At 39.9% G+C, this 16591-nt stretch carries 18 protein-coding genes; 10 read left to right on the plus strand and 8 right to left on the minus strand.

Translation table 11 applies throughout. The features are described from left to right. Positions 1–13: 13 nt before the first annotated feature. Complete coding sequence (locus CLIN57ABFB40_RS00645) at positions 14–1075, plus strand: winged helix DNA-binding domain-containing protein (protein ID WP_175628452.1); 1062 nt, start codon at positions 14–16, stop codon at positions 1073–1075. 65 nt (positions 1076–1140) lie between these two features. On the opposite strand, the gene CLIN57ABFB40_RS00650 is transcribed toward CLIN57ABFB40_RS00645, so the two are convergent. Further along, positions 1141–1806, minus strand: a complete 666-nt coding sequence (locus tag CLIN57ABFB40_RS00650; RefSeq protein ID WP_254871675.1) for a DUF1349 domain-containing protein — start codon at positions 1804–1806, stop codon at positions 1141–1143. An 87-nt stretch (positions 1807–1893) separates the two neighbouring features. Between CLIN57ABFB40_RS00650 and CLIN57ABFB40_RS00655 the strand changes: the two genes are divergently transcribed. Then, entirely contained in the window at positions 1894–2667 is a 774-nt protein-coding gene (locus CLIN57ABFB40_RS00655; protein ID WP_175628453.1) for a response regulator transcription factor, read from the plus strand. On the opposite strand, the gene CLIN57ABFB40_RS00660 is transcribed toward CLIN57ABFB40_RS00655, so the two are convergent. After that, on the minus strand, positions 2668–3363 hold the full coding sequence (locus CLIN57ABFB40_RS00660) for an HAD family hydrolase (protein WP_175628454.1): 696 nt from the start codon (positions 3361–3363) through the stop codon (positions 2668–2670). It lies immediately after the preceding gene. A gap of 186 nt (positions 3364–3549) precedes the next feature. Between CLIN57ABFB40_RS00660 and CLIN57ABFB40_RS00665 the strand changes: the two genes are divergently transcribed. Further along, entirely contained in the window at positions 3550–4614 is a 1065-nt protein-coding gene (locus CLIN57ABFB40_RS00665; RefSeq protein ID WP_175628455.1) for a DUF2027 domain-containing protein, read from the plus strand. Positions 4615–4714: 100 nt separating this feature from the next. Here CLIN57ABFB40_RS00665 and CLIN57ABFB40_RS00670 read toward each other — a convergent pair whose 3' ends face one another. From CLIN57ABFB40_RS00670 to hemW, 4 genes are all read right to left on the minus strand, one after another. Beyond that, entirely contained in the window at positions 4715–5071 is a 357-nt protein-coding gene (locus tag CLIN57ABFB40_RS00670) for a hypothetical protein (RefSeq protein ID WP_175628456.1), read from the minus strand. Positions 5072–5363: 292 nt separating this feature from the next. After that, a complete protein-coding gene (locus tag CLIN57ABFB40_RS00675; protein WP_175628457.1) occupies positions 5364–5972 on the minus strand; it encodes a lysine exporter LysO family protein in 609 nt (202 codons plus the stop codon). Continuing rightward, a complete protein-coding gene (locus CLIN57ABFB40_RS00680; RefSeq protein ID WP_175628458.1) occupies positions 5969–6256 on the minus strand; it encodes a LysO family transporter in 288 nt (95 codons plus the stop codon). Before CLIN57ABFB40_RS00680 ends, CLIN57ABFB40_RS00675 begins: the two co-directional genes overlap by 4 nt. A gap of 78 nt (positions 6257–6334) precedes the next feature. Then, entirely contained in the window at positions 6335–7465 is a 1131-nt protein-coding gene (gene hemW, locus CLIN57ABFB40_RS00685; protein ID WP_175628459.1) for a radical SAM family heme chaperone HemW, read from the minus strand. A 455-nt stretch (positions 7466–7920) separates the two neighbouring features. On the opposite strand from hemW, the gene CLIN57ABFB40_RS00690 reads away from it, so the two are divergent. The 3 genes from CLIN57ABFB40_RS00690 (at position 7921) to CLIN57ABFB40_RS00700 (ending at position 12602) form a co-directional block, all read left to right on the plus strand. Then, positions 7921–10077, plus strand: a complete 2157-nt coding sequence (locus CLIN57ABFB40_RS00690; RefSeq protein WP_175628460.1) for an elongation factor G — start codon at positions 7921–7923, stop codon at positions 10075–10077. A 265-nt stretch (positions 10078–10342) separates the two neighbouring features. After that, positions 10343–11899 (plus strand): sensor histidine kinase, encoded by a 1557-nt coding sequence (locus CLIN57ABFB40_RS00695; RefSeq protein WP_175628461.1) that lies wholly within the window; start codon positions 10343–10345, stop codon positions 11897–11899. A gap of 1 nt (position 11900) precedes the next feature. After that, entirely contained in the window at positions 11901–12602 is a 702-nt protein-coding gene (locus CLIN57ABFB40_RS00700) for a response regulator transcription factor (RefSeq protein WP_024987200.1), read from the plus strand. A 77-nt stretch (positions 12603–12679) separates the two neighbouring features. Here the strand turns inward: CLIN57ABFB40_RS00700 and CLIN57ABFB40_RS00705 are convergent, their stop codons facing one another. Both CLIN57ABFB40_RS00705 and CLIN57ABFB40_RS00710 read right to left on the minus strand, forming a co-directional pair. Beyond that, a complete protein-coding gene (locus tag CLIN57ABFB40_RS00705; RefSeq protein WP_172503733.1) occupies positions 12680–12856 on the minus strand; it encodes a hypothetical protein in 177 nt (58 codons plus the stop codon). Between the two features lie 140 nt (positions 12857–12996). Further along, entirely contained in the window at positions 12997–13443 is a 447-nt protein-coding gene (locus CLIN57ABFB40_RS00710; RefSeq protein ID WP_024987199.1) for a MarR family winged helix-turn-helix transcriptional regulator, read from the minus strand. Positions 13444–13603: 160 nt separating this feature from the next. Between CLIN57ABFB40_RS00710 and rpsF the strand changes: the two genes are divergently transcribed. The 4 genes from rpsF to CLIN57ABFB40_RS00730 all read left to right on the plus strand — a co-directional run bounded on the left by rpsF (position 13604) and on the right by CLIN57ABFB40_RS00730 (position 16424). Next, positions 13604–13948, plus strand: a complete 345-nt coding sequence (gene rpsF, locus CLIN57ABFB40_RS00715) for a 30S ribosomal protein S6 (protein ID WP_024987198.1) — start codon at positions 13604–13606, stop codon at positions 13946–13948. Positions 13949–13950: 2 nt separating this feature from the next. After that, entirely contained in the window at positions 13951–14223 is a 273-nt protein-coding gene (gene rpsR, locus CLIN57ABFB40_RS00720; protein ID WP_002562536.1) for a 30S ribosomal protein S18, read from the plus strand. 14 nt (positions 14224–14237) lie between these two features. Next, the gene (gene rplI / locus CLIN57ABFB40_RS00725) at positions 14238–14681 is read left to right on the plus strand and encodes a 50S ribosomal protein L9 (RefSeq protein WP_175628462.1); all 444 of its coding nucleotides are present in this window, start codon (positions 14238–14240) and stop codon (positions 14679–14681) included. Positions 14682–14759: 78 nt separating this feature from the next. Continuing rightward, the gene (locus tag CLIN57ABFB40_RS00730; RefSeq protein WP_175628463.1) at positions 14760–16424 is read left to right on the plus strand and encodes a DUF6377 domain-containing protein; all 1665 of its coding nucleotides are present in this window, start codon (positions 14760–14762) and stop codon (positions 16422–16424) included. The last annotated feature ends 167 nt before the right edge of the window (positions 16425–16591 follow it).

Here is a 16591-nt window from a genome sequence, read left to right on the forward strand (position 1 = left end):
AAAATTTGTTTATATGAAGATACCGGATATTCGTTTACAAAATCAGCAGTTGCTGAATCCGCTTTTCCGTAAGCCGAAAGAGTTGGTTTCCTGGATGGGGGCTATGCAGGCGCAAAATTATACGATGGTGAAATGGGCAGTGGGAATGCGGTTGAAGTCGGCAACGATTCAGACTGTGGAGAAGGCTTTGCGAGATGGTGAGATTTTGCGAACACATGTAATGCGTCCGACGTGGCATCTTGTAGTTGCTGAGGATATTCGTTGGATGTTGAAGTTGTCTGCCCAGCGTATTAAGGCTGCTAATGACTCTTTTGCCAAAGGGTATGATTTGGAAATAACTGATGAACTTTATGCTAAAAGTTATGATCTGTTGGAGAAAATTCTTTGTGGAAATAAGAGTCTGACCAAGCAGGAAATTACTGAACACTTTTGTCGTTCGGGGATTCTGGCTGAGGCTGATAATCATCGTATGACCCGGTTTATGGCACGTGCGGAGCAGGAAGGTATTATTTGTAGCGGAGTGGATAAAGGCGGAAAGTGTACTTATGCTCTTTTGGAAGAACGGGTGCCGCCAATGCCGGAAGTTACAAAGGATGAGGCGTTGGCGCGTTTAGCGAGGAGTTATTTTCGTAGCCATGCTCCGGCTGTATTGCAGGATTTCGTTTGGTGGTCCGGGCTGCCTATATCAGATGCAAAGCAGGCTATCTATTTAATAGATTCGGAATTGACGGCGGATCAATGGAATGGGCAGACATGGTATATCCATGAGACGTGCCGGACGCGCGGCAAAGTTTCCGGTAGTTTACATCTTCTTCCTTCATACGATGAGTATCTGTTAGGATACAAAGACCGGACGGATGTTTTGCCAAAAGAGCATTATCCGAAAGCATTTACCAATAATGGTTTGTTTTATCCGGTTATTCTTCATGAGGGACAAGTGGCAGGAAACTGGGAGCGGTCTATCAAGAAAAAAGAGATTGAATTGTCGCATTCGTGGTTTACATCGGATATTTGCATTGATGAGGAGCTTATGAATCAGGCGAAACAGAAATTTGTAAAATTCCTCGGACAGTAGCTTTTATTATTATAATTCTGCCATTCACATTATAGTGAATGACAGAATTATTTTTTGTGTTATCCTTACTTATTCTGTTGCTTCTTTGCCCATTCCAATCTTCGTTGATCTGCTAACGGGGTTACTTTGAATTCCTCGAATATGGCAGTAAACCCCTTGCCGTCAGGACAAGCGCCCATCAAGCCTACCATAACCGGACAGTTATCCTGTAGCCAGCAGATACGTGTCATTATATATTCCTTGTCATCACGTGAGAAGAAAACTTCTACGGCATCTAGCCGACGGACTGCTTTTATCCAAATAGAACGTGGGGCATCCGGTAACTGCACTACACTCCAGTCGCTGGTTCGATGTGTCACTACGGTACTTATATTCTGTTTGCCATCAACAAATTCCACTCCTGTCTTTATCCAATTCTCATGGTCAATGCGAAGCATCAGTCCCATTTGGTCGAAAGTGGTCACGTAGTTACCGGTAATCTTTACTTTTACCTCGAATTCCCCACCATACGTAGCATAGTAGAAAGGTCCGTCATCTACTGTAAATCCATAATGAGAGATTCGCCAAAAATCGGTTTTGGCAGGTACGTCCATAACTAGAGTGTTACCTTCTTTTATCTCCCATTGTTGAGGCTCGTTCAGCCAGTTCATTTTGTTCAGACTTTGTCCCATAACAGATGTTGTTATTGCCAATAAGGCTATTGACATGATTTTGATTTTTAAATGTTTCATGGTTGTTTCTTATTTAATTATCTTTGTGCTGCAAAGGTAGGTCATGCCTTTATATGCAGCAATACTGAATAATAACCATTTTACAGGATGGACGTATTACAAAAGGAAATTGATGAGGTTTATGCTACGCAACTGATAACCAATGAGGTATTAGACAAAGGAATTGTGGAGCAACATCGGCATTTTATCCGTTCATTGACGGGGATTAATGGCGGATGTGCTGTAATTTCTGACCTTTCGAACCGCAAAAGCTATGTAACAGTTCATCCGTGGGCGCATTTTCTGGGATTAACTCAGGAAGAGGCCGCTTTAAGCGTTATTGATTCGATGGATGAGGATTGCATCTATCGGCGAATTCATCCGGAAGATTTGGTAGAGAAACGCTTGTTGGAATATAAGTTTTTTCAGAAAACTTTTGCCATGTCTCCTGAAGAACGGTTGAAGTATAGAGGAAGGTGCAGGCTGCGTATGAAGAATGAGAACGGAGAATATCAGTACATAGATAATCTGGTTCAAATCATGGAAAATACTCCTTCCGGGAGTGTTTGGCTGATTTTTTGTCTTTATACTTTGTCGGCAGACCAACGGATGGAACAAGGGATATATCCGACCATTACCCATATGGAACGCGGGGAGGTGGAAACACTCTTCCTTTCAGAAGAACATCGCAATATCTTGTCTGAACGTGAAAAGGAAATACTTCGCTGCATACGCAAAGGGTTGTCAAGTAAAGAGATAGCAGCTACTCTCTATATTAGTGTGAATACAGTCAACCGACACCGACAGAATATATTGGAGAAACTTTCTGTCGGAAATTCGATTGAAGCATGCCGGGCGGCTGAGTTGATGAAATTGTTATAATTATCCGAACAGGTTTAGCAATTCATCGAACTTTTCTATCTGGTTCAAATGCTCATGTGTGAATGTATCTATCACTTCATGTTTCCACATTACTTCGAAAGGAATATGTACTCCATATCCACCTAAAGATAGAACCGGTTGAATATCTGATTTCAGGGAATTGCCGACCATGGCAAGTTCTGAAGGAGTAATTTGCAGGATATTCAACATTCGGATATATTCTTTTTCAGTTTTATCGGACATTACTTCAATGTGATCGAAATAGGGAGCTAATCCGGAGCGTTCCAGTTTGTTCTCCTGGTCAAGCAAATCTCCTTTTGTAGCGACAACTAACTTGTATTGTCCTCTCTCTTTCAGGGCTTTCAGTGTTTCTTTTACTCCGGGCAATAACTCAATAGGCATTTCTAGTAATGATTTTCCTAAATCAATAATATGCTGTATATCTGTGCCCGAAATCTTTTGTCCACTAATTCGTAGAGCAGTCTCAATCATGGAAATGGTAAAAGCTTTGGCACCGTATCCGAGATATTTCAGATTATTCATTTCCGTCTGGAATAAAGCGGCTGAAATATCTTCGGAAGTACCATAAGTCTGTAACAGGTGGGTATATTGCTTTTCTATTTTCTGAAAAAAAGGTTCGTTGCTCCACAAGGTATCATCTGCGTCAAAGGCGATGACTTTAATAAATTCTTTCATTGGTTTTCGTTGTTAATTGGGGATTTCAAATAATATGTTTGGCATTTTGTGTGGCAAAGTTATAATAAAAAAGGTGAATGAAAGCGGGTTCTTTGTTTTTAGAACCAAATCCCAGTTTAATTTCATAGAAATCTCTATCTTTGTTACTCGTTTTTTTAGTTTGGACTTTAATTGGAATATGCAACAATGAAAATAGGAGATAAAGTACGCTTTCTCAGTGAGGTAGGCGGTGGAATCGTAACTGGATTCCAGGGAAAGGATTTTGTTTTGGTGGAAGATGCGGACGGATTCGACATTCCTATGCCGATACGTGAGTGTGTGGTGGTTGAAACAGATGATTATAATATGAAGCGAAAACCGAGTTCCTCGACTCCGAAGTCGGAAGAGCCTGCTAAGCCCTCAAAACCGGAAATGCCTGTCATTCAGCGTTATCCCGAAGTGCGTGGGGGAGATACGTTGAATGTATTTCTTGCTTACGTGCCCGAGGATGCAAAGGCTATGATGACCACTCCTTTCGAAACTTATTTGGTGAACGATAGTAATTATTATTTGTACTATACCTATTTGAGCGCGGAAGGAAAAGCTTGGAAAAACCGTTCGCATGGTCTGGTGGAACCGAATACAAAATTGCTGTTGGAAGAGTTTACGAAAGATATGTTGAATGAAATGGAACGGGTGGCTGTACAACTGATAGCTTTCAAGGACGGTAAGCCTGCGGCTATCAAACCAGCTGCCAGCGTAGAGATACGGATCGATACTGTGAAATTCTACAAACTGCATACATTCAGTAATTCCGACTTCTTTGAAGAACCAGCTTTGATATATAATATTGTAAAGGATGATATGCCTGCAAAGCAAGTCTATGTCTCAGCCGAAGAAATCCAAATTGCTTTGTTGCAGAAGAAATCGGTAGATAAACCGAAGTCGCAACCTATCGTGAAACCTAACCATGCCCATGGTGGAAAAAGTGGAATTGTTGAAATAGACCTTCACATTGATTCTTTGTTGGATGATACTCAAGGCATGGGGAATGCCGAAATCTTGAATTATCAATTGGACAAGTTTCGTGAAGTGATGGAAAACTATAAAAATAAGCGTGAGCAGAAAATTGTTTTTATACATGGCAAGGGTGATGGAGTACTTCGGAAAGCTATCCTTGATGAACTGAAGCGGAAGTATAGCAATTGCCGTTATCAGGATGCCTCTTTCCAAGAATATGGATTCGGGGCTACGATGGTGACTATTAGATAACCCTTGTCGGTTAAATGATGTTTGCAATAAATAAAAAGAAAAGGGTGGAAGCCGATTATCAGCTTCCACCCTTTTTCTCTCTCTTGTGTATTAATCGTTTTTACTTATTCAGTTCAATACCTTTGTTCATCAAGGTAATGTTCATCAAGGCAGCATATTTGGCATACTGTTCTGCGCTTAGTGTCTTTCTCATCAGTTTCAAGTTACCATAAACAGCGTTACGTAATTTTGCTTCTTTATCTTTCTTCGCTGTTGAGGCTTTTGACATCTGTGTAGAGAAGTAATCGCAAATGTTTGCCACTTCTTCGCTCTGAACGGAATTTAAATTCAAATATTTACCTAATTTACTTACGTTGATGTTACCTTCCCATTTTGCAGTTGTAGGCTGATTTCCTGCTGCAAAAGTCGTAGCAGTCAGACAGAGTGCTGCCACTAATGTTAATCCTATACGTTTCATAATACCTACTTTTTAATTGTTATACCTAAAAACTATTCCTAAAAACAAATCTAATACCTATTGAAAATACTGTCTAAGCGCTTAGTTTTTTCTTTTTACCTATGCAAATGTAGAAATATGTTTTATAACACAAAAACAAAGAAAGAGAAAAGAATCTATTTAGGTTGATTTCTTGATGTAAATCAAGAGGAAGTATGCTTTTTGATACAAAAATGATTCTTTATGAAATGTTTTTGTAATACGTGTGCGGAAACGATGATGGATAATTGCTTTATTTTAGGATTTATTGCTATTAAAATGATATTGAGCAAAGGAACGTGACCAGAAACGGAACACTGAAATCGACAACAAAGCCGTGAAAGATGGAAATGATTACAAATTCCTTTCCTGAGTATCGGGTAATGATAGGAAGAGTGGTATCCATAGTTGTAGCTCCTCCCACAGAGATAGGAGCTAACTTCCCGAAATACTTCACTAGCAATGGAGCACACAGCAGAGCTATAATTTCGCGCATGATATTTGAAAGTAATGCGATAGTTCCCAGTTCCGGGCCTTTGTATTCGGTGATAAAAATACTGGAGAGCGAATAATAACCGAATCCTGCTCCTACAGCCATACAATCCACAGCACCCCGTTGGCTCATAAAAGTTCCGGCTACCGCACATCCTGCTAATGTACCGAGTATTGTCATGATAGAAAGAAATACAAGTCGGGGATTCAGTGAACGGAAACTTTTTAGCGTGTTCGGGTCGTTGCCGATACTAATCCCTACACAGAACATCAGTCCGCAGAGGGCATAATAACTGAGTTTACTGTCGGTGAAATCATATGGAATGAGATGATAAACTCCGCAGAGAGTACCGATAATGAAGAAAGAAACAATAATCAGGCTGCCTTTCATGCTTCTGTCTCCTTTCCTTTATTCCTTATATATAACAAGTACCATAGCCCCCATGCGCATAGGGTACTTCCTATGACAGCGGCTAGAGTGATGATGACAGCTTCCAGTCCGAGAGTAGGCAGTCCTTTGATGATCGTTTCGTTTCCGCCTACATCAATTCCGAGCAGGAATAGCAGCGTCCATATCAGAAAAGTAATTATTTTGTGTATCCATGTCAACCGTTTGCTGCGTAGGAGATAGCCTGTAAACATCCCTGTCAGCATGATTCCGATGATAATAAACATAGTCAGTATATCTTTTTGGTTGCAAAGATAATTGAAAATGTATGTTTTGAGTCTTCTTGGGGAGTAAAATAAGTATTATTAATCCACCCAAAGCAAATCACTCATTATACTGTCGGAAATGAAAATACCTTCACGAGTCAGGCGCAAAGCGCCCTCGTGCTCTTCCAGTTTTCCATTTTCCAGATAGGGCGCGGCCATCTTCCGGCAGTACTCCCATAGTTCATTGCCAAATGTCTGCTTTAGCTTTTCTATGGGAGTGCCCCACACTGTGCGTATGGTAGTGATGATAAATTCATTGTAACGGGTGGCTTGATCCAGTTGCTCGATATCGAAAGCGCGTCGGTTCTCCTCTATACCTTTTATATATAGGTCAATGGATGAAACATTCCATTCCCGTGTCATTCCGTCGAAAGAGTGTGCTGATGGTCCGCAGCCAAGGTAGGGTATCCCTTTCCAATACGAAGTGTTGTGGCGGGAGTATTTGCCGGGACGGCAGAAATTAGAGATTTCATAATGCTCGAATCCTGCTTTTTGCAGACGCTCTATCAGCAACGTAAAAAACTCCAGGCTGGAATCTTCGTCTACTTCGGATACCTGGTGCTGCTTCAACATCTTATATATAGGTGTATCTTCTTCGTAAATCAAGTGATAGGCAGAGATATGCTCCACATTCAGGTCGATAGCCTGCCGGAGATCGCTCTCCCAACGCTCTTTCGTTTCTCCCGGCAGTCCATATATAAGGTCGATGCTGATATTGCTGAATCCGGCTTGCCGGCATCTGCCGACGGCTTCGATGGCGGTTCGGGCATCATGGCGGCGTTTCAGTAATTTGAGGGTAGTGTCATCGAAAGTCTGTATTCCCATACTGAGGCGGTTGAATGGGAGAGTAGACAACATTTGCAGATATTCCTTTGATAAGTCGTCCGGATTGGCTTCCAGAGTGATTTCGCGGCAAGATTCCATTCCATAGCACTTTTGTATGGTTTCGAATAGTTGTCTGAAATCTCCTTCTTCCAATTGCGACGGAGTCCCGCCACCGAAGTAAACGGTTTCTATGTTTTCTCCTTTCAAATATTCTTTCCGTATTTCCAATTCTCGGCAAAGTGCCTGTACGTAGCGTGATTTCAGTTCGCTGCGTGTAGTTGAGTAGAAATCGCAATAGATGCAACGGGTCTTGCAGAAAGGAATATGAAGATAGATACCTGCCATAGCTATGCTGTTTGAGTTTTGTGGATGCAAAAGTAAGACTATTATCGGATAATATATCAAAGATTTGTTTTCTCTTAACACAAAACAGTGTACGTGGCTGTATAAAACAAATTTTATTTCATTCAACAACTATTCCCGTATATGCTATCCGGTTATCGTCCTACAGTTGTTGAACGAACGCCCTGCAGATGTTGAACTATCGTTCTACAACTGTTGAACGATAATTCGGCAGGCAATGAATTATTTCCGAATAAGCGATAGATGGCTTGTCTGTTTCTAACAGGAAAACAAGCTTATATTAAGCAGAATTGTTCATGATAAAGATGTGTTACATAACATTGTTTAGTAACACTACCTCAAATGTTGCTTTTCCCCCAATTAATCCCTAATTTGCGCATCACAAAATTAATGGTATGTGAGAAACATACTGAGTAATTACTAAAATCTTATATATTATGAAAGTATATCAGACTAATGAAATCAAGAACATAGCCTTGTTGGGAAGTTCTGGCTCTGGGAAAACCACTCTCGTGGAAGCGATGCTTTTCGAGAGTGGTGTTATAAAACGTCGCGGTTCTGTTGCCGCTAAAAACACTGTTAGTGATTATTTCCCTGTTGAACAAGAGTATGGTTACTCCGTTTTCTCCACCGTTCTCCATGTAGAATGGAACAATAAAAAGCTTAATATCATTGACTGTCCGGGTTCGGACGACTTCGTAGGCAGTACAGTAACTGCATTAAATGTGACCGACACAGCAATTATTCTTCTCAATGGCCAATATGGCGTCGAAGTCGGTACGCAAAATCATTTCCGATATACAGAAAAATTGAATAAGCCAGTTATTTTTCTAGTCAACCAGCTTGATAATGAAAAATGCGACTATGATAATATCCTTGAGCAACTGAAAGAAGCTTATGGTTCTAAAGTTGTTCCTATCCAATATCCTATTAGTACAGGGCCAGGCTTTAATGCTTTGATTGACGTACTGTTGATGAAGAAATATTCATGGAAACCTGAAGGCGGTGCCCCGATGATTGAAGATATTCCGGCAGAAGAAATGGACAAGGCGATGGAAATGCATAAGGCATTGGTAGAAGCCGCAGCCGAAAATGACGAAGGTCTGATGGAAAAATTCTTCGAGCAGGAATCTCTTTCGGAAGACGAAATGCGTGAAGGTATCCGCAAAGGGTTGATTGCTAGAGGAATGTTTCCCGTATTTTGCGTTTGTGGCGGTAAAGACATGGGTGTCCGTCGCTTGATGGAATTTTTGGGTAATGTAGTTCCTTTTGTTTCAGAAATGCCGAAGGTAGAGAATACGGAAGGTAAAGAAGTGGCTCCTGATTCGAACGGACCCGAATCCCTTTATTTTTTCAAGACAAGCGTAGAACCGCATATCGGTGAAGTCTCTTATTTTAAGGTAATGAGCGGCAAAGTCCATGAAGGCGATGATTTGCTGAACGCTGACCGTGGTTCGAAAGAACGTATTGCGCAGATTTATGTGGTGGCCGGTGGCAACCGTGTGAAAGTAGAAGAATTGCAGGCCGGTGATATTGGCGCTGCCGTGAAACTGAAAGATGTGAAGACCGGTAATACACTGAATGGCAAGGATTGCGATTATAAATTCAACTTTATCAAATATCCGAATTCCAAATATACCCGTGCCATCAAACCGGTGAATGAGGCGGATGTGGAAAAGATGATGACCATCTTGAACCGCATGCGTGAAGAAGACCCGACGTGGGTAATCGAACAATCAAAGGAATTGAAACAGACTTTGGTGCACGGACAGGGTGAATTCCATCTTCGTACATTGAAATGGCGTCTGGAAAACAATGAAAAGCTCCAGATAAAATACGAAGAACCGAAGATTCCGTATCGTGAGACAATCACGAAACCGTCTCGTGCGGACTATCGTCATAAGAAACAATCCGGTGGTGCCGGTCAATTTGGTGAGGTTCATCTGATTGTAGAGCCTTATAAAGAAGGTATGCCTGTACCCGAAACTTACAAGTTCAACGGACAGGAATTTAAGATTACCGTAAGAGGTACGGAAGAAATTCCATTGGAATGGGGGGGAAAACTTGTATTTATCAATAGTATTGTAGGCGGTTCTATTGACGCCCGTTTCCTGCCTGCTATTATGAAAGGTATTATGTCTCGTATGGAGCAGGGGCCGTTGACCGGTTCGTATGCCCGTGATGTGCGTGTCATTGTTTATGATGGCAAGATGCACCCGGTAGATTCTAATGAAATCTCCTTTATGCTTGCCGGACGTAATGCTTTTAGCGAAGCGTTCAAGAATGCAGGGCCGAAGATTCTGGAACCGATTTATGATGTGGAAGTGTTCGTGCCGTCCGACAGGATGGGAGATGTGATGGGTGACCTTCAGGGACGCCGTGCCATGATTATGGGTATGAGTAGTGAGAAGGGCTTCGAGAAGCTGGTTGCTAAAGTACCTTTGAAGGAAATGTCCTCTTACTCAACGGCACTTAGTTCGTTGACAGGCGGACGTGCTTCATTCATCATGAAATTCTCTAGTTATGAGCTTGTTCCGACGGATGTTCAGGATAAGCTAATTAAAGATTTCGAGGCTAAACAAACCGAAGAATAATTCATAATCCTCTTAATAGTGTTAAAATCGCCTTCTTTTTTAAGTAAAAGAGGGCGATTTTTGTTTAACTATGATTAATAAAGATGGAGAAACGCAAGGAGAAGATTTAATTTTTTATTAAATTTGCAAACCAAAGGAGGGTTTATATTGTTGTAGTAATCAGAATACGACCTTAATATCTCCTTTCGGTTAATTTCCGGGAAGTTCCGGTTAAATCAAGTTAATGGATTAGGAGTGTTAATTAGGGAGTGTTAATTTTGTTGCTATGAAGAAGTCAACAATTTGGATATTAGGTATTGTAATGGGGCTTTCTTTCCTCAGTTTGCTGTATTTACAGGTCAGTTATATAGAGGAAATGATGAAAACCCGGAAGGAACAGTTTGATTCGGCTGTACGCAATAGCCTGGATCAAGTTTCAAAGGATGTGGAATATGCGGAAACGCAACGTTGGTTGATTGAAGATGTTTCTGAAGCTGAGAGAAAAGCTCTGATTGAGAACAATGCTTCATTGCAGCAGAATGACTTGGTTCAGCAGACACAGCGGTTTACGATGAAGTCGAAAGATGGAAAGGTATATACGGATTTTGAGTTGAAGGTGATGACAACCAAACCATCCGAACTTCCGAAGGCTATGATTTCTCCTTACAGGGGGACAAAAACGATTCCGGAAACTTCGCGTTCACTGATAGAGGCTATCAAAAACCGATATATGTATCAACGCGAATTGCTGAATGAAGTGGTTTGGCAGATGATTTATCGGGCAAGTGACAAGTCGATTGGAGATAGGGTACGTTTTGGGGACTTGAACGGTTATCTGAAATCGAACCTATATAATAATGGTATAGACTTACCTTTTCACTTTATGGTGATTGATAAGGACGGACGGGAAGTCTACCGTTGTGCGGATTATGACGGAAAGGGAAGTGACGAGTTCTATCAGCAGGCATTGTTCAAGAACGACCCGCCTGCAAAGATGAGCGTATTGAAGGTGCATTTTCCGGGAAGAAGGGATTATCTTTTTGATTCGATCAGCTTCATGATTCCGTCGTTGATATTTACAATGGTATTGTTAGTGACATTCATCTTTACGATTTATATCGTATTCCGTCAGAAGAAGTTGACGGAAATGAAGAATGACTTTATCAACAATATGACGCACGAATTTAAAACGCCGATATCCACCATTTCATTGGCGGCGCAGATGCTGAAAGACCCCGCGGTGGGAAAATCCCCGCAGATGTTCCAGCATATATCGGGAGTGATTAATGATGAAACCAAGCGCTTGCGCTTCCAGGTGGAAAAGGTGCTCCAGATGTCGATGTTCGATCGTCAGAAGTCGACGTTGAAGATGAAGGAGATTGATGCGAATGAGCTGATAACAGGAGTTATCAATACCTTTACGCTGAAAGTAGAACGATATAATGGTAAGATAACATCGAACCTTGAGGCCACTGATCCTGTTATATTTGCAGATGAGATGCATATCACAAATGTAATCTTTAATCTGATGGATAACGCGGTGAAATATAAGAAGCCGGAAGAGGATTTGGAGTTGAAAGTGAGAACATGGAATGAGTCGGGTAAGCTGATGATTTCGATACAAGACAACGGTATCGGTATCAAGAAGGAAAACCTGAAAAAGATATTTGAAAAGTTCTATCGTGTGCATACGGGTAATCTGCACGATGTGAAGGGCTTTGGGCTGGGATTGGCTTATGTGAAGAAGATTATCGTCGAACATAAGGGAACCATCCGGGCGGAAAGCGACCTGAACGTGGGAACTAAATTTATTATTGCATTACCTTTATTAAAAAATAATTGATATGGACGAGAAACTGCGTATTTTATTATGCGAGGATGACGAAAATCTTGGCATGCTTTTAAGAGAATATTTACAGGCAAAAGGTTATTCTGCTGAGTTATTTCCTGATGGCGAAGCCGGTTATAAGGCTTTCTTGAAGAATAAATATGACTTGTGCGTGTTTGACGTAATGATGCCTAAGAAAGATGGCTTCACACTGGCACAGGATGTCCGTGCAGCGAATGCTGAAATTCCTATTATCTTCCTGACTGCAAAAACGCTGAAAGAAGATATTCTGGAAGGATTTAAGATTGGTGCGGATGATTATATTACCAAACCGTTCAGCATGGAAGAATTGACGTTCAGAATTGAAGCAATCTTGAGACGTGTTCGCGGAAAGAAGAACAAAGAAAGTAATATCTATAAGATCGGTAAGTTTACCTTCGATACTCAGAAACAAATTTTGGCTTCGGAAGGCAAACAGACTAAGCTGACCACCAAAGAATCCGAATTGCTCGGATTGCTTTGCGCTCACGCCAATGAAATCCTGCAACGTGACTTTGCGCTGAAGACTATCTGGATTGATGATAACTATTTCAATGCCCGCAGTATGGACGTGTATATCACGAAACTGCGTAAGCACCTGAAAGAGGACGACTCTATCGAAATTATCAACATCCATGGAAAAGGCTATAAGTTGATTACGCCGGAAGTTGAATCTTAATGCGATTACATTCAGTAACCACAAATAAAAAATCCCGGAAACATTCGTTTCCGGGATTTTTATTAATTTCTAAGAAATTAATCAGCGATCTTCTTATTGATAATGATATAAGAAATGAGTCCCAGTACTACCAGTACTACCGAGGTACCCAAAATAGCGTTGTTGTTTACATTGCCTGTAAAGGAACAACCCAGCAGGATAACTACTCCGACCAAGATTAAGATCAATCCCAAGTTCTTTAATAAACCTTTCATGTGTGTGTATTTTAATAGATTATTATATTCCAGTCACAAATTAAAGCATAATTCTTTAACGGGCGAAATTATTTAAATAAAAAATCCATTATAAAGATAGGATTTAGTGGATTTTATGATTTAAAGGGCTGTTTCTCTGCTTAATCCTTCGTGTTGAAGAATACCTTTTTCAATACTTCCTGCCCGATGCTCAATTCTTCGAGGGTAATGCCGTGAAGCGCTTCCTTCAACGTCTGCCCGGCAATGATACGCGCTTTTTCTTCCAGCTCTTTTCCGTCTTTGGTGAGATGGATCAGATTGGTACGGCGGTCTTTCTTATCGGAGATGCGTACTACAAGATGCTGCCGTTCCATATTGTCAATCAAACGGGTCATGCTGGGCTTGTCCTTGAAAGTTGCATTACACAACTCTTGTTGTGTAACACCGTCTTTTTCCCATAGAAAAATGAGTACGGTCCATTGCTCGGGACTGATTTCCAGACCATTCAGACGGAAGTTACGGTACAGTTTACGGTTGATTGCCGCAGAAACCTTGCCATTCAATATGGCAAAAATAAGCCGGATGTCGAAGTTGAATTGCTCTATCATGAAATTATTGTTTAAACAACTTTGCAAAGTTAAACCACTTCGCTGATAATTCCTACATTAGGATATAAAAAAAGATTAAATATTTGTAGTTCAAAATAAATTGCCTAACTTTGCACCCGCATTTAAAAATCAAAGATTTATTTATTTAATTAAACGAAGTATGAATCAATACGAAACCGTTTTCATTTTAACTCCCGTTTTGTCTGATGTTCAGATGAAGGAAGCGGTAGAAAAATTCAAGGGTATTCTTCAAGCTGAAGGTGCTGAGATTATCAATGAGGAAAACTGGGGACTGAAGAAATTGGCTTATCCAATTCAGAAAAAGTCTACAGGTTTCTATCAACTGATTGAGTTCAATGCAGAACCTACTGTAATTGACAAGTTGGAAATAAATTTCCGTCGTGATGAACGCGTTATCCGTTTCTTGACTTTCAAGATGGATAAGTATGCTGCAGAGTATGCTGCTAAGAGAAGAAGTGTTAAATCAAACAAAAAGGAGGATTAATCATGGCACAACAAGTTCAATCAGAAATCAGATATTTAACTCCGCCGTCAGTAGACGTTAAGAAGAAAAAATACTGCCGTTTCAAAAAGAGCGGTATTCGTTACATTGACTACAAAGATCCTGAATTCTTGAAGAAATTCTTGAATGAACAAGGAAAGATCCTTCCGCGTCGCATCACAGGTACTTCTTTGAAGTTCCAACGTCGTATCGCGCAGGCTGTGAAGAGAGCTCGTCACTTGGCATTACTGCCTTATGTAACTGACATGATGAAATAAGAAGGAGGAAAGGTATGGAAATTATTTTAAAAGAAGACATAGTAAACTTGGGTTATAAGAACGATATCGTAAACGTGAAATCCGGATACGGTCGTAATTATCTGATCCCGACTGGAAAAGCTGTTATCGCTTCTCCTTCTGCAAAGAAAATGTTGGCTGAAGAACTGAAGCAACGTGCTCACAAACTTGAGAAAATCAAGAAAGATGCTGAAGCTGTTGCTGCTAAGTTGGAAGGCGTTACTTTGACTATTGCAACTAAAGTTAGCTCAACCGGTACTATCTTCGGTTCTGTTGGTAATATTCAGATTGCTGAAGCATTGGCTAAATTGGGTCACGAAATTGACAGAAAGATCATCGTTGTAAAAGACGCTGTGAAAGAAGTTGGTAACTACAAAGCTATAGTTAAACTTCACAAGGAAGTTTCGGTAGAAATTCCTTTCGAGGTAGTTGCTGAATAAGAGCAAATTTACTTCAATATATAAAAAGCGATTTGTTCTAATGAATAAATCGCTTTTTTTGTTTTCCTTGTTAATATTATGAAACTCAAATGTTGTTTTCTGAAGAAGAGGTTTTGGTTTCTGCTGATTACTTTTGGGATTGGCAGTACTCTCTATGCAAATAATGAATTGAAACTACTGACCGACTCTTTGCGTAGGGTGATAGATGAAAAACACATTTTTGTTCAAAAAAAAGAGGACAGAATCAACAGGATAAAGTGTATGTTGAAAAGTCCCGGTTTGACGCTTGAAGGAAAATATAAAATCAATCTTCGTTTATATGACGAATATAAGAAGTTTCATATCGATTCCGCTATTCATTTTGTAGAAGATAATATTGAAATCTCCCGTAAGCTGAATAAATCTTATTTGACGACTCAGTCGTCTTTACATTTGAGCCTTCTGTATTCAATGTGTGGCAGATTTAGAGAGGCGGAAATAATACTAAAAGGTATAGACTCTTCCTCACTACCTAAAGATTTGTTGGTTGCTTACTATGAAACTTATTCAAGTTTTTGGGGACATTATTCTATTTCGGTTGCTAATAATATTTACGGACAACAGCAGGCGGCTTATCAGGATTCACTGATTGCTCTCATCAATCATACCTCTTTAAGTTATAAAATGTCTCGAGCGTCTTATTATATATGGAGAGATACCTTGAGGTCGAAAGAGATTTTTAAGGAACTGTTGGAGATTGAAGAGGTGGGAACACCTAACTATGCTATGATTACTCATTTATACTCCAGGTTGTGCAGACATCAAAAAAAATATGATGAGGAAAAGAAATACTTGATATTATCAGCTATTGCCGATATACGGAATGCCACGAGAGAGAATGCTTCTTTACAAAATCTCGCATTGATACACTATGAAGAGAAGAAATTGGCAGATGCTTTTAAATTTACCCAGTCTGCTATTGATGATGTCATTTCTTCGGGAATTCATTTCAGGGCAATTGAAATTTATAAGTTCAATTCTATCATTAATACTGCTTATCAGACAGAGCAGTCTAGATCTAGATCAAATCTGACCACTTTTCTTATTTCTACGAGTATTATCCTATTTCTTTTAGTCTTATTGGTGATATGTATCTATATTCAGATGAAGAAGATATTGAAGATTAAGCGGGCATTGGCACAAAGTAATCAGGAGCTTTTAAGGCTGAATGACAAGCTGAACAATATTAATAATCAACTGAATGATACAAATAATCAGTTGTATGAGATTAGCAATGTGAAAGAACACTATATTGCTGAATTCTTTGATGTGTGTTTTAGCTATATCAGTAAGATGGAGAAATATCAGAATGTACTGTATAAGTATGCGATCAATAAATACTACGATGAATTAATTAAGAAATTGAAATCTTCCGCGCTTGTCGATGAAGAACTGACCGCTTTGTATGCCCGTTTTGATAAAGTCTTTTTAGGGTTATATCCTACTTTTGTCGCAGATTTTAATGCTTTATTGAAAGAAAGTGAGCAAATTGTTCTGAAACCGGATGCATTGTTGAATAGGGAACTTCGTATTTATGCCCTGTTGCGATTGGGAATCACGGACAGTGGTAAGATTGCTAACTTTCTCCGGTGCTCTACAAGTACAGTTTATAACTATCGCACACGAATGAGAAATAAGGCGGCAGTCGACAGGGATGAATTTGAGAATGAAATTATGAAAATAAATTCAACTCAAGAGAAATAATTACTGTTATAAAGAAAAAAAAGATTCCAAATCATCTACATTTTTTAGACCTTTCTAAATAACTAAATATTTATTATATAGTTATTTAATCTTATTTCTTATCTACATAAAGTTGTCCAAGCCGAATAAAACGTTGTTTATTTGGCTAGTTTTGCAATATCGGTTTT

The organism is Bacteroides acidifaciens (assembly GCF_903181435.1).
GTDB lineage: Bacteria > Bacteroidota > Bacteroidia > Bacteroidales > Bacteroidaceae > Bacteroides.